Source organism: Bradyrhizobium sp. ORS 375, from assembly GCF_000239775.1.
Taxonomy (GTDB): Bacteria; Pseudomonadota; Alphaproteobacteria; order Rhizobiales; family Xanthobacteraceae; genus Bradyrhizobium.
Map to the genome: position 1 here is coordinate 1 of NZ_CAFI01000095.1, position 13541 is coordinate 13541.

Annotated in this window: 11 protein-coding genes; 5 read left to right on the top strand and 6 right to left on the bottom strand. The window is 65.4% G+C overall.

What is annotated here, in order from left to right:
* Window positions 1-175 precede the first annotated feature (175 nt).
* From hpnE to BRAO375_RS07900, 4 genes are all read right to left on the bottom strand, one after another.
* Window positions 176-1420: a hydroxysqualene dehydroxylase HpnE gene (gene hpnE, locus BRAO375_RS07885; protein WP_009026931.1), complete on the bottom strand. Its 1245-nt coding sequence runs from the start codon at window positions 1418-1420 to the stop codon at window positions 176-178.
* A complete protein-coding gene (gene hpnD / locus BRAO375_RS07890) occupies window positions 1420-2259 on the bottom strand; it encodes a presqualene diphosphate synthase HpnD (protein ID WP_009026932.1) in 840 nt (279 codons plus the stop codon). Before hpnD ends, hpnE begins: the two co-directional genes overlap by 1 nt.
* Complete coding sequence (hpnC, locus tag BRAO375_RS07895; protein ID WP_009026933.1) at window positions 2256-3131, bottom strand: squalene synthase HpnC; 876 nt, start codon at window positions 3129-3131, stop codon at window positions 2256-2258. The genes hpnD and hpnC overlap by 4 nt, the downstream gene beginning before the upstream one ends.
* 223 nt (window positions 3132-3354) lie before the next feature.
* Window positions 3355-3588, bottom strand: coding sequence for a hypothetical protein (locus BRAO375_RS07900; RefSeq protein WP_008962864.1), 234 nt, complete (start codon window positions 3586-3588; stop codon window positions 3355-3357).
* Between the two features lie 490 nt (window positions 3589-4078).
* On the opposite strand from BRAO375_RS07900, the gene BRAO375_RS07905 reads away from it, so the two are divergent.
* Window positions 4079-4573 carry a hypothetical protein gene (locus BRAO375_RS07905; RefSeq protein WP_009026935.1) on the top strand — a complete coding sequence of 165 codons (495 nt, stop codon included), beginning with the start codon at window positions 4079-4081 and terminating at the stop codon, window positions 4571-4573.
* A 287-nt stretch (window positions 4574-4860) separates the two neighbouring features.
* Here BRAO375_RS07905 and BRAO375_RS07910 read toward each other — a convergent pair whose 3' ends face one another.
* Together BRAO375_RS07910 and BRAO375_RS07915 are read right to left on the bottom strand one after the other, a co-directional pair.
* Window positions 4861-7218: an efflux RND transporter permease subunit gene (locus BRAO375_RS07910; RefSeq protein ID WP_009026936.1), complete on the bottom strand. Its 2358-nt coding sequence runs from the start codon at window positions 7216-7218 to the stop codon at window positions 4861-4863.
* Window positions 7219-7577: 359 nt separating this feature from the next.
* Window positions 7578-9164, bottom strand: a complete 1587-nt coding sequence (locus BRAO375_RS07915) for a B12-binding domain-containing radical SAM protein (RefSeq protein ID WP_009026937.1) — start codon at window positions 9162-9164, stop codon at window positions 7578-7580.
* 454 nt (window positions 9165-9618) lie between these two features.
* Between BRAO375_RS07915 and BRAO375_RS07920 the strand changes: the two genes are divergently transcribed.
* From BRAO375_RS07920 to BRAO375_RS07935, 4 genes are all read left to right on the top strand, one after another.
* On the top strand, window positions 9619-11355 hold the full coding sequence (locus BRAO375_RS07920; RefSeq protein WP_009026938.1) for a methyl-accepting chemotaxis protein: 1737 nt from the start codon (window positions 9619-9621) through the stop codon (window positions 11353-11355).
* Between the two features lie 119 nt (window positions 11356-11474).
* Window positions 11475-12095, top strand: a complete 621-nt coding sequence (gene folE, locus BRAO375_RS07925) for a GTP cyclohydrolase I FolE (RefSeq protein ID WP_009026939.1) — start codon at window positions 11475-11477, stop codon at window positions 12093-12095.
* Window positions 12096-12301: 206 nt separating this feature from the next.
* Window positions 12302-12847 (top strand): sigma-70 family RNA polymerase sigma factor, encoded by a 546-nt coding sequence (locus BRAO375_RS07930; protein WP_009026940.1) that lies wholly within the window; start codon window positions 12302-12304, stop codon window positions 12845-12847.
* Window positions 12844-13494, top strand: coding sequence for a ChrR family anti-sigma-E factor (locus BRAO375_RS07935; RefSeq protein WP_009026941.1), 651 nt, complete (start codon window positions 12844-12846; stop codon window positions 13492-13494). The genes BRAO375_RS07930 and BRAO375_RS07935 overlap by 4 nt, the downstream gene beginning before the upstream one ends.
* Window positions 13495-13541: the final 47 nt, after the last annotated feature.

Below are 13541 nucleotides of genomic sequence, written 5' to 3' on the forward strand. Positions count from 1 at the left end.
GCCGAGACGCCCGTTGGTTGAACCCGCTCGACCGGCATCGTAGGCGAACCACAACCGCCGCGGCGCATGGGTCCCGGCGCGGAGGCCGGGACGACACTGGTGTTGGGGCGCCCTGCTCGGCATCTCCGAAGCGTGGCGGCGTCTACTACGCTCAGAAGAGCCGACGAGGTCACCTCTACCCCAGCAGCAGATCGGCGGCGCGGTCGCCGGAGCGGACCGAGCCCTCGATCGTCGCCGGCAGGCCGGTGTCGGTCCAGTCGCCGGCCAGAGCAAGATTGCCGAAAGCCGTCTTCACGCCCGGACGCAGCGCGTTCTGCTCGGGCGTCGCCTCGAAGGTGGCGCGGCGCTCGCGCACGATCTGCCAGGGCGGCAGCTCGGCCGAAATGCCGGCGGCCTTGCAGACGTCGGCCCAGATCGCCGCGGCCAGCTCCTCGCGCGGCATGTCGACCAGACGATCGCCATTGCTGATGGTGACCGACAGCCGCTGCGGGAAGGCGAACAGCCACTCGATGAGGCCGCCGACAACGCCGAGCAGCGCCGGCGAATCCTTCGGCGGCGTGATGCGGAAATGGGCATTGACGATGGCGCGATATTTGGTCGGCCCCGTCAGGCCCGGCAGCAGCGCCATCGCCGGCCGCGGCGGCACCGCCAGCACGACGACGTCGGAGGCGCCGAGCGCGACGGTCTCGTCGCCGCCGAACTTCAGCCCGGTCACGCGACCGCCCGCGCTCTCCAGCGCGCGCAGCTCGCGGCCGATCCGGACGCTGCCGCCTTTGCCCTCGAGGAATTTCACGGCGGGATCGATCAGCACGCCGGACAGACCGTCACGCGCAATCAGCGGACGGCAGGCCTGGCCTCCAGCGAGCAGGGTTTCGCGGACGATGGCGCCGGCAAGCCCGGCCGAGCCTTCCGGCGGATCGCAGTTCAACGCGGCCAGCAGCAGCGGCTGCACCAGGCGATCATACAGCGTGCCCTTGCAGGGAATGCTGTCGCCGATGAGCTTCGAGGTCGGAGCCCAGATCAGCGGCGACAGCGCCAGATAATCGCCGAGCTTGGTATCGGGCACGCGGCGGCCCTCGTCGAGCACCCAGAGCGGCAACCGGCCGCTGCCGAGATCGAGCAGCCAGCGCTGCCCGGTCTTGATGTCGACGAAGGCGAATTGCGCCTGCTTGGGCCCGACCAGCCCCGCCTCCGAGCCGATGGTGCGGGCATAATCCAGCACGTGGTGGTTGGCGGACAGCAGCAGATGGTTGCCATTGTCGATCACGAGATCAGTCGCCGCATCGTAATAGGAGCGGCAACGGCCGCCGAGCTGCTGCGTGGCCTCGTGGACATGCACGACGTAGCCCGCATTCGCGAGCCGCACGCCGGCGGAGAAGCCGGAGATTCCGGCGCCGATGATGTGAGCGGTCTTGGTCATCAGATGATAGCGTAACGGAGGATGATGCCGATCTTCGTGAGCTTGCTCACGCGGACGGGCTCGCGTGGCGGCGCGAAGCCACGGTCCATCAGGAGATCGAACACGGCGCGGTAGTATTTCGACATGATGCGCGGCGCCCGCACGGCGCGGCGGCGGTTGCGCCGCATGATCTCGTCGGCCTTCTCGAAATGCGTCTTGGCCCGGACGGCCACCGAATTGCAGACCTTGGGCAGCGCGCGCTCCTGCGTCACCTTGGCCGGATCGTCACCGGTGATGCCGGCGAACAGCAGCGCCTCGCGCGGCAGATAGAGCCGGCCGATGGCCGCGTCCTCGTCGATGTCGCGCAGGATGTTGGTAAGCTGCAGCGCACGGCCGAGATGATGGGCGAGCAGGATGCCGTCCTCCTCGGGCATGCCGAAGATGCGCACCGACAGACGGCCGACCGCGCTCGCGACGCGATCGCAATAGAGGTCGAGCGTGGCGAGATCCGGCGCGCGGATCTCCGCCGGCACGTCCATCTCCATGCCGTCGATGATGGCGAGGAAATCCTCGCGCTTCAGGCCGAACGTCTTCACCGAGCCGACGTAGTCGCGCAGCCGCGGCGGCGGATTGCCCTGGTACAGCGCGTCGATGTCGTCGCGCCATTTCTGCAGCGCCGCCAGCCGCTCGGGCCGCGGGCCGTCGGAATCGGCGATGTCGTCGACCTCGCGGCAGAAGCTGTAGACCTGGAACATCGCATCGCGCTGGGCGCGCGGCAGGATGCGCATCGCGGCGTAGAACGAGCTGCCGGACGCCGCCGTGCCGTGATCGATCGTGTCTGCGGTTGCTTCGAGGGTCATGCGCCCGCCGATTTGGTCTGGGGATGACGGCCGGCCACGCGGCGGCCGATCTCGCCCATCACCGACGTGAAGGTGAGGCCGAGCATGCCGGTTGGCGAAAGGTGCACGCGCTCGCTGAGCGGATCCCGCGCCTGCAGCAGCGCCACGATGCGATCGGCGAAAGCCTGGATGACCGCAATCTCGAGCCCGAAGCGGAAATCCTTCACGCCGCTGTTGAGGTCCCTGCCCTCATCGAGCAGCGCCGCGTTGCGCACCGCGAGCTTCTGCAGGCAGCTCAGGAGCTGCGGCGACGATTTGGCCGCTCCGAGCATCTCCACCGTCGCGCCGGCTTCAGCGAGCGCATCGCGCGGGAGATACACGCGGTTCAGCGCCTTGTAGTCCTTGCCGCAGTCCTGCAGGTGGTTGTTGATCTGCAGGCCGGCGCAGATCGCGTCCGAGGCCGGCCAGGTCGCCGTGGACTCGCCATGCACGTCGAGCATGAAGCGGCCGACCGGCATCGCCGAGTAGCGGCAGTAGTGGATGACCTCGTCCCAGTTCTCGTAGCGCAGCTTGGTCACGTCCATGCGGAACGCGACCAGCAGATCGAGCGCGTGGCGCGGCGGCATGCCGCGCGCGGCGAGCGCCCGGCGCAGGCTGACCGCGACGTCCTGGGTCTCGCCCGCCCCTGTCAACTCGGCCTCGAGCAGATCGAGCAGCCGCAGCTTCTCGTCACCCGGCAGGCTCGGATGATCGGCGATGTCGTCGGCCGTGCGCACGAAATTGTAGAAGGCGAGAATCAGCGCACGGTGCTCGGGACGGATGATCCACGAGGCGACCGGAAAGTTCTCGTCCCGGTGTGTCTTGCCGGATCGCAAATCGCTCGCGGTGGTCATGGACGAAACAGCTATCAGGTTGAAAGGGCGCTACCGAAAACAATGCCCGCCGCTTCGCTTATGCGAACGGATTGCTGGCCTCCATATAGGCGAAGATCCAGCCAAAACCAATGCAATCGATATGGGGCAACAAATGCGGTCGGGCCGCCGGACGCCCTGTGACAGGGGGCCGACGGCCGTTAACCAAGAGCGTCCGGAAACAGCCGTTCCGAACGGCAACCGCTTACTGGTTGTGGGTCTTCAGCACCTTGTCGCAATCGGCGCTGATCTTGGAGCGGTTCTCCTTCAGGCACGCCAGGATGGTGAAGTCGCCCTGATCGATCACGGAACGGCAGAACTTCTGAACGTCGCGGGTGCAGGCCGCCTGCTCCTCGGCGGTGCCACGCCCGCCTTGCGCGAAGGCGGCGGTGGAAACGGTCAGCGACAGCAGGGAAAGTGCCAGGCAAATCTTACGCATCGTGTTCCTTCATTTTGACAGCAGAGGCCACCTCCCGGGATCGCCGATGCGGACCGGGAAACACCTGTTTGGTTTGGCAAGGACCGCAAGCCCCCCAGCGCCGGAGGTACGCTGCCAAATGCGGCCAAATTCGCGCCCTATGATGCCGAGCGATCATGCTCGGACCTCCACAGCTTTGGCATAAACAAGGCTTTGATACTAGGGCGTTATTCTCGAGGGACGTTTTTCGCATTTGGCTGTTGCAAGCATGCAGCGGGGACCGTTAGATGCGGCGCCGTCGGGGCTGCGGGGGTGCAGCAGTTTTGCGCGGAAGGCGGTTCGGCGCCGGTCCGTCGCAGGGTGCCGATGGGAATTCCGATATGAATCATGACATCCGGTCGCAGCGCCCGGCCGGCCGTCATTTGAACCTAACCTTCGGCGAGGACACCAAAGTGTTCGAAGCGGCGACACACGCCGGCACAGCGGTGTCATTTTGGATGGGAAACTCGATATGAAACTGTTCGGCTCATCTTTCTCGGGGCGCGTCGTCAAGGCCGCCGGTCTCGGCGCAGCATTGATTCTGACCGCGACGGCAGTCCATGCACAGTCGGGCCCGTTCGCCGGCTTCGACGGCTCCTGGGCCGGCAACGGCACGGTCGCGCTGTCGGACGGCACCACCGAGCGGATCCGCTGCAAGGCGAGCTACAAGGTGGCCGGCGCCAATCTCAAGCAGAGCCTGCAATGCGCCAGCGACAGCTACAAGTTCCTGCTGTCCAGCGACGTCACCAGCCAGGGCGACCGCATCTCCGGCAATTGGAGCGAATCCAGCCGCAACGTGAACGGCGAGCTGCAGGGCACCGCTGGCAACGGCCAGATCGACGTGTTCGTGCAAGCCGCCGGCTTCGCCGCCAGCATCACCTTGAAGACCAGCGGCAACAAGCAGGTCGTGCAGATCTCCTCCAAGGGCGAGATCCGCGGCGTCAACATCACAATGTCGAAGACCTGAGCGACTCTAGCAGCTTCTGACGACGCGAACGGCCCTGACGATGTCAGGGCCGTTTTGTTTTGCGATGGCCTCCGCAGCAATCAGCGCCTGACATCATCTCCGCTGGCATCGCCCGGCTTGACCGGGCGATCCAGTATTCCAGAGGCGGTCGTGATAGAGCCGATGGCCGCGGCGTACTGGATCGCCCGGTCAAGCCGGGCGATGACAGTTGTGTGTGGGATCCACACCGCCTGCTTTTCCAGGCGATGACAGTTGTGGGTGTGGCTAGGACCAGCCCCCCCTTCACGTCACACCGGCTTGCGCTTCAGCTTCTGCGACAGGTTGATCAGGAACATCGCGGTCGGCCGGAGGATGAACAGATCGGCGAACAGGGCCGCCACCATCGAGAACGCGCTGAGCCAGCCGAACAGCCGCAGCGACGGCAGGTCTGAGAACACGGTGACGACGAGGCCGCAGGCCAGCACCACCGTGGTGAGGATCAGCGCCGGGCCGACCAGCACGGTGGCGCGCTCGACCGCGACGGCTGCGCTGATTCCCGGCGCGCTTTCCATGCGCAACCGGTTGAGGAAGTGGATGGTGGCGGACAGGCCGAGACCGAATGAGACCGTCAACGCCACCACGCTGGCGAATTGCAGCCCCTCTCCCATGGCCCACAGCAAGGTGCCGGACATCACCACCGGGAAGATGCCGGGAAGGATGCAGGCGAGCATCACCACCCACGAGCGGAACGCCAGACCAATGAACATCGCCACCAGCGCGAACTCGATGGTGAGGCCGTGATTGAGCTTCTGAATCATGCTCGCCGAGTTGCGCGCGGCGATCGCGGCGAGGCCGGTGACCGCGACCTCAAAGCCCGGGTGCTTCTTCCTGACAGCATCGAGCTCCCGATCGAGCTTGTCGACCACGGGCAGCAGCTGGCTGGAATCGAGGTCGGGGACGCGGCCGGCGACCACCACCGCATCCTGCTCCTTGTCGATGAAGCGGCGCACCAGATGCTCGGGGATCAGGTTGACGTATTCCTGCAGGGTCGCCGTATCCGACGAGCCGGCCTTCTCCGCCAGCCAGCGCCTGAGCGTCTCGACCGACCAGACGTTGCCGACCCCGGCGGTCTTCTCGACCGTGGCGTGGACATCGGCGATCGTCTGCAGCGTCTCCGGCGCATACAGCGAGGCGCCCTTCGGAAACTGGATGAGCACGTTGACCGGATTGGCGCCGGTCAGCTTGGCGTCGAGACGGTTGCTCGCAGCGACTGCTTGGCGCTTGTCGGGCACCTGGTCGGCCAGGCGATAGCGCGGCTCGAGGCTCGCATAAACCACCGCGAGCGAGCCGACGAACACGACCGCGATCAGGCTGAACAGGCCGGGACGGCCGACCATGCGCACCGCGATCCAGTAGCAGAAATTGCGCAGCGCCTGGACGCCGGCATCGGCGCCCTGGAACTTGACCGCGAAGGTCTTCTCGTTGCGCACCAGGAGCACGCCGAACACCGGCACCAGCGACAGCACCGCGAGCAGCGCGATGACGGTGGCTGCCAGCCCCGCCTCGCCGAACTTGCGGATCAGGTCGCTGTCCGAGAACTGCAGGGCGATGAACGAAATGCCCGCGGTGGCGTGGGTCAGCACGCAGGCCGGACCGACCACCAGCACCGCGTTCTTGAACGCCGTCACCTTGTCCTGTCCGGCGATCAGGCGGTCGCGGGCGGCGAAGGTCAGCTGCATCGAATCCGAGAAGCTGATGACCATGATCAGCGGGGTCATCACGTTCAGGAACATGTTGAGGTTGAAGTTAGCCCATCCCAGCGCGCCCAGCGCGAGCATGATCGCGATCAGCGGCGGGAAGGCCGCCACGATCATGAAGGAGATCTTGCGGAAGAAGATGATGGCGATGATGCAGCCGGCGAGAATGCCGAGCACGTTGTAGGTCAGGCCGTCACGCTCGACCGCGTTGCGGATCTCGAGCTGCATGACCGGCACGCCGGACAGCTGCACGTTCAGGCCGGTATCGGCGAGATCGTCCGTCATCAGCTTGCGGATGTCGCCCACGACCTTGCCGAGATCGTTGGAGGCGACCACCTTGGGCTCGAGCGACAGCACGATCAGCGCCAGCGTCCCGTCTTCCGACAGCAGCTTGCCGCGGATGATCTCGTTGGATTTCACCGTCTCGATGAACTTGTCATAGGCCTCGCCCTCCGGCAGGTCGGAGGGAAACAGCGCTGCCGGCAGCTTGCCGGGCGCCGGCGCCTGGCGGGCGGAGAACAGCGACACCAGGCCGCGGGTGCCCTCGACCAGTTGCAGGTCGGTGACGAAGTCGCGGAGCTTCTCGAGGTTCTGCCGGGCGAGCAGCGTCTTGCCCTCGACGACGACGAGGACGTCGAATTCCTCAGCCGGGAACTTCTTCGTGACCTCCTCGTACTGATGGAATTCCTTGCTGTCCGAGCGGAACAGCTGGCTCAGCGAATCATCGATCTGGATGCGCTTGATGCCGAACACCGCGGCCACGATCAAAAGCAGCAGGACGATGCAGGACAGCACCGGCACCTTGACGGCGAGCAGCCCGAGGCGCTCCAGCCCGAAGGCGATGCTGTCGGCCGGCCGTTGTTCGACCTTTTCGACATGAACTTCGTTGTCGTGCCTGACGTCCAGCATGCGGGGGTCCAATGTTGAGGCGCGGCCCATTCGGAGGCTTGAGCGCATAGGGCAGAAATAAGGCCGCTCAGCGAAGCTGACATGACCGCATTGTGGCCCGCAGCCGAAGCTAATCCTTGAAAATACGCAGAAATTTGTCGCGTCCGGGTCTAGCAGGGTTCACACCCCACCCGCAACCATGCGCGCCACACAAGACGGCGAGCCGGCCGCGCGGGCGATGACGCCACGATTCTGCCGTGGTTGAAAAGACCTCGCGCGCGCGGGGCCCGCGGGTGCCCAAAAACCTGACTCGCTCAACAACCGCCGATCACGCGGACCGCACGGTCCGCCCACTCGCAAGCTCCGGGCGACGACGGTCGTCACCCCGCCGGAACAGCCGCCTCGCGCAACCGGATCGAGTAGTTCGATGCGTTCTGATGGCCGCGTGAGGCGGCACGAGCGAACATGATCAGGTGGTGGGCGATGATCGCGACCGCGATGAAGTTCTCGATCTGGCCGCGCCTCAGCTGGCTCCAGGCGAAGCGCCAGAACGGCCGCTTGTAGTCGCCGAGCACCCCGACCTTCCAGAAGATCTTGCCCATCATGACCAGGCCGCGCCGGATGTTGGGCCAGCTCTTCATCTCGTCGCTGACAGGTACCTTGATGCGGTTGGCATAGGTGTGGTCGCATTGATGCTGGTAGCGGGCGTAGAGCCGCTCCGGCTCGTAGGCCACATCCATGCAGCGCCGCCACGCCGACACCACCTCGTCATAGGGCATCAGGAACTTGACGTTGGAGTCGCGGCTGTCGTCCTGCATCAGCCGGCCCTCGCGCTCGAGCCGGTCCCACAGCGGCGTCTTGGGCAGCGCCTGCAGCAGATTGATGGTGAGCAGCGGGATCCGGCTCTCCTCGACGAACTGCAGCAGTGCATCCGCGGTCTGCGGCGTGTCGGTATCGAGGCCCATGATGATACCGGACACGACTTCCATGCCGTAGCTGTTGATGGTCCTGACCCCCTCCAGGATCGGCACCATCATGTTGTGGTCCTTCTGCATCGCCGTCAGCGCATCCGGATCCGGCGTCTCGATGCCGCAGAAGATGGTGATGAAGTAGGCCTCGCGCATCTTCTCCAGGATCTCGGGCCGCTTGGCGATGTTGAGCGTGGCCTCGCAGGCGAGCCGCATCACATAGCCGGTGCGCTTCTGCCATTCGATCAGATGCGGCAGCAGGTCCATCGCGGCCTTGCGGTTTCCGATGAAATTGTCGTCGACGAAATACACCGAGCCGGTGACGCCGCACTCCCTGAGCTTGTCGAGCTCGGCGATGATCTGCTGCGGCGTCTTGATGCGCGGGTTGCGGCCGTAGAGACCGGGGATGTCGCAGAACTCGCACTGATACGGACAGCCGCTGGAATATTGGATGCTGCCGAGGAAGTACTTGCTGACCTCCGCCAGCTCATAGGCAGGCACCGGGAAATCGGTCATCGCGACGCGCTCCGCCGTGCGCAGCACGACCTGGCTCGCAGGACGTGAGACGTCGCGCGCCAGGCGCACGATCAGTTGGTCAGTGGCGTCGCCGAGCTCGCCGACATGCAGATAGTCGAAGTCGGGATAATAATCAGGACACGCGCTCACCGAGGGGCCGCCGAGCGCGACCGGCAGATCGAAGGCGTGGGCGCGCCGGCAGATGTCGTTCATCTGCTGGCGCTGAATGTGCATGCCGCTGACGAACACCGCCTCCGCCCAGGCAAAATCCTCATCGCGCGCAGGACGGATGTTCTCATCAATGAAGCGCACCTGCCAGGAACTCGGCAGATAGGCCGCGATCAGCAAGAGTCCCTGCGGCGGCATGAACGCCTGGATGCCGTCCGTCAGCGGGTAGGCGTACTCGAACGTTCCGAACGAAGACGTGTAGCGCGGAAACACACAGAGTATGCGGCGTATCGTTTCGATGCCTTCGAATCTCATCGATCGTCCTCGCAACAACCTGCTATCGGGGTACCTTACGGCGACGCCCTGCCCTTCGCTACCACTTCCGGAAAAGTTGAGCCGCTGCGGCGGCTTCGAACGCTTCCGAGCGGCGAACCCGAGGTTCCGATTCTCGACCGTGATCTCGGTTCGAGTGACACGGCCGTGGCGGTCTCGCCGACAGATCGGGCGAGCCCGCGCCGGCCACCAGTTGCGACGCATTTGCACGGCAACGGTAGCCGCCGGCCGCTGGCGGTCTCCGTAGTCAAGCGGATGCGGCGCAGCTTCAACGGCGGCGAGCCGCGGGCTAATTGATTGAAAAACAACACGAAGTGCGCAGGGGTTGCATCATACTGATAGTGTCCACTTAACGCTTTCTCCATGAAGCTTTTGCATAACTATTAATGATCAATCGTCCCGCGTCGCAGCCTATCACCCGCCGGTAGTCCACCTCATGACCACACGTCCGACGTCAACGAAGACGGCCTCACGCCATTCCATCGCGGTCAAGCTCTACGCCATCTTCGCATTGTTTGCCCTGCTCACGGCTGCGATCACCTGGCTGTCGGACTACAACTCGCGCCGCGGCGCTGAGCTCACCAAGGCGATCGAGACCTCGAATCTCGCTGCCCTCAATGTTCAGCTTGTCAACGGCCTCGTCTACGCCGTGGTGATGGAGTCGCGCGGTGTCTACATGTCGACCGATCCGGCGGTCGTGAAGCGCTATGGTGACGGACTGCTGAAGTTCAACGCCGAGATCCTCAAGGTCGTCGACAAGTGGCAGGCGATCGTGCAGGCCGACGACGCACAGCAATTCGGCACCTTCAAGAAGCGGATCGAGCAATTCGTCGAGTTCCGCAAAGAGCTGGTGCGCCGCGCCAACGAGATCAGCCCCGCCGCGGGACGCGAATGGGGCGACAACGACGCCAACCGTTCGGTGCGCTCGGCCCTGAACAAGGATCTCGACGAGCTCTCCAAGGTCTATCTGGAGCGCGGTCGCAGGATCGGCGAGGACACCGAGATCAACCGCAAGCTCTCGCTGGTGCTCACCGTGCTCGGCGGCGCCATGATGCTGCTCGTCGTCGCCGGCATCGTGATCATCGCACGCTCGATCGCCCGCCCGCTGTCGCAGATCACCGAGACCATCCGCCAGGTCGCGACCGGCACCGAGAACGTCGAGGTGCCGCATGCCGGCCGTGCCGACGAGGTCGGCGAGCTCGCCCGCGCCATCGGCGTGTTCCAGCAGGCGATGGCCCACAACCGCGACCTCAACGTCCAGGTCTCGCAGGACTCGGAGATCCGCGAGGCGCGCGCGCGGCACATCGAATCCGCGGTGGAGGATTTCCGGACCGCCATCGGCAGCGTGATGCGCACCGTCACCGAGAACGCGGCCGCCATGCGCAACACCGCCGAGACCATCACGCGGCTCACCGCGGATGCCAATGAGCGCGCCGTCACCGCAGCCGGCGCCACGTCGCAGGCCTCGACCAACGTCTCCGCCGTGGCCAGCGCCGCCGAGGAGCTGTCCGCGTCCGTCGAGGAGATCGGCCGTCAGATCCGCCAGTCCGCCGGCGCCGTTGAGCAGACCGGCCAGCGCACCGAGAAATCGATCACCGAGATCGAGGGCCTCGCCGCCGCTACGCAGCGCATCGATGGCGTTTTGACCCTGATCCAGACCATCGCCGAGCAGACCAACCTGCTGGCCTTGAACGCCACCATCGAGGCCGCCCGCGCCGGCGAGGCCGGCCGCGGCTTTGCCGTCGTCGCCCACGAGGTCAAGGCGCTGGCCGGGCAGACCGCCAAGGCGACCGAGGAGATCAGCCAGAACGTCGGGCTGATCCAGTCCTCGACCAAGACCGCGGTCGACGCGGTCCGCGAGATCGGAGATGCGGTGCGCGGCATCAACGAGATCACCTCGAACATCTCCAACGCCATTCAGCAGCAGGATCAGGCCACCCGCGAGATCTCGGCCAACGCGCAGTCGACCGCGCACGGCAATCAGACGCTGGTCATGAACATCGGCTCGCTGCGCGACGCGATCGGCGAAACCTCGACCGCCGCCGCCTCCGTTCTCTCGGCGTCCGGCGACCTCAACTCGACGGCGCAGACCCTGGCGCATGAGGTCGAGAAATTTTTCCAGAACCTGCGCTCGGGCCCTGCGGCCGAAACCAGGCTGCGCAAGGCGAGCTGACGCCGCTGATCCCTCTCTGATCGAGCCGATCCACGCCGGCGCGGCGGACGTGCAAATGTCCGCCGCGCGGTGATCCACGGGCACAGGGGTTCCGTTTCCCTGCTTTCGGAGAGCCCGCCGTGCGCAACACCGCCAAGAAACTGCCTTTCGTCTGCGATCCCGTGACGGTCACCCAGGACGACGTCGAGGACGCGATCCGCACCATCCTGACCTGGATCGGCGAGGATCCCTCGCGCGAGGGCCTCTCCGAGACGCCGGCCCGCGTCGCCCGTGCCTATAAGAGCTACTTCGCCGGCTATGATCAGAATCCGGAGGACTACCTCCGAAAGACGTTCGAGGAGACCGCGGGCTACGACGAGATGGTTCTGCTGCGGAACATTCCGTTCCAGAGCCATTGCGAACACCACATGGCGCCCATCATCGGCCGCGCCTGGGTCGGCTACGTGCCGCGCAGCCGCGTCGTCGGCATTTCCAAGCTCGCCCGGGTGGTCGAGGCCTATGCAGCCCGGCTGCAGATCCAGGAGCGGATGACGGCCGAGATCGCCAACATCATCAACGAGGTGCTGCAGCCGCAAGGCGTGGCCGTCGTCATCAAGGCCGCCCACCACTGCATCAGCTCGCGCGGCGTGAAGAAGCACGGGGTCGACCTGACCACCAGCCGCATGCTCGGCTGCTTCCGCACCGACCCGATGAGCCGGCAGGAGTTCCTGGCGATGGTCAATTCCGACCTCAAGGATTGATGTCGGCGGAAAAATCGCGACTCGCAGTGATCCAGTCAGATGTTCCACGCGTTCCCCGGTATCGAAGAGGCGTGCCGGGGATCATGACCACGCGACTGAGAGCGGCTAGATTAGCGTCATGGAACGTGGCATCGTCCCGCCAGAGATTTGCGCGGGGCTCCGGTGTCCGCGTCATGGCGAGTGCGAGCAGAGGGCCGAAGGCAACTGTGGACTGGGCGGAATTGATCGGACGCGTCGCCGCGCGCGGCGACCGCGAGGCGTTCAAGGCCCTGTTCGAGCATTTTGCGCCGCGCATCAAAGGCTTCCTGATCAAGACGGGCTGCAATCCGGACGAGGCCGAGGAGATCGCCCAATCGACGATGGTATCGGTCTGGACCAAGGCGGCCCAATTCGACCCGTCGACGGCGGGCGCAGCGGCCTGGATCTTCACCATCGCGCGCAACCAGCGCATTGACGCGGCCCGCAAGGCGACCCGCGAGGGCCGGTTGAGCAAGGAGATCGTCCTCGACGAGGAAGCCGATCCGACGCTCGCAGCCGACCAGATCGTCTCGCGTGTCGAAGATGCCACGCGCGTGGCGGCTGCAATCGAAAGATTGTCGGTGGAGCAATCCACCGTGATCCGCCTGTCGTTCATCGAGGAACGACCCCATTCGGAAATCGCGGCAGTGCTCGGACTGCCGCTCGGTACGGTAAAATCTCGAATCAGACTGGCGATGAATCGCCTGAGAGACCTGTTGGACGACGCGACATGACGATCAGCCATCACCCGCCGGAAGACCTGCTGGCCGACTTCGCCACTGGTGCGCTCGACGAGGCCGAGCGGCTTGTCGTCGGCGTCCACGTCGCCGATTGCCATCGCTGCCGGCGCTTCGTGCGCGCCGTCGAGCAACTGGCCGGTGCCTCGCTCGATCAGGCCGAGCCGGTTGCCATGGGAGCCGGCGCCTTCGACGCCGTCATGGCACGGATCGACCGCCGCCCCCAGTCGGCACCTGTTGTCAGAGAGGTGGCTGAGGTCGATCCGGAGCTCGCCGACCTGCCCGAGATGGTGAAGCGCTGCAAGATCGGCAAGCGCCGCCGCGTCGCGCCGGGCATCAGCATGCGTCCGATCATGCTGTCCGGCACCGGCAAGTCGCGCGCCTTCCTGCTGCGCTCCGAGCCCGGCGCGCGGATGCTGGAGCACACCCACTCCGGCAATGAGTTGACCTGCGTGCTGAAGGGCAGCTTCAGCCATCTCGGCGGCTATTACGGCCCCGGCGATTTCGACTATGGCGACGACGAGGTCGATCATCGTCCCGTGGTCGGCGACGAAGGGCCCTGCCTGTGCCTGGTGGCGATGACGGGCGACCTGCGCATGCATGGCCTGCTGGGCCGCATCATCAGCCCGTTCGTCCGGCTCTGAACATCACTGCAGGCGACATCAGGCCGTCCAGGCGAGTTCGATCGTCT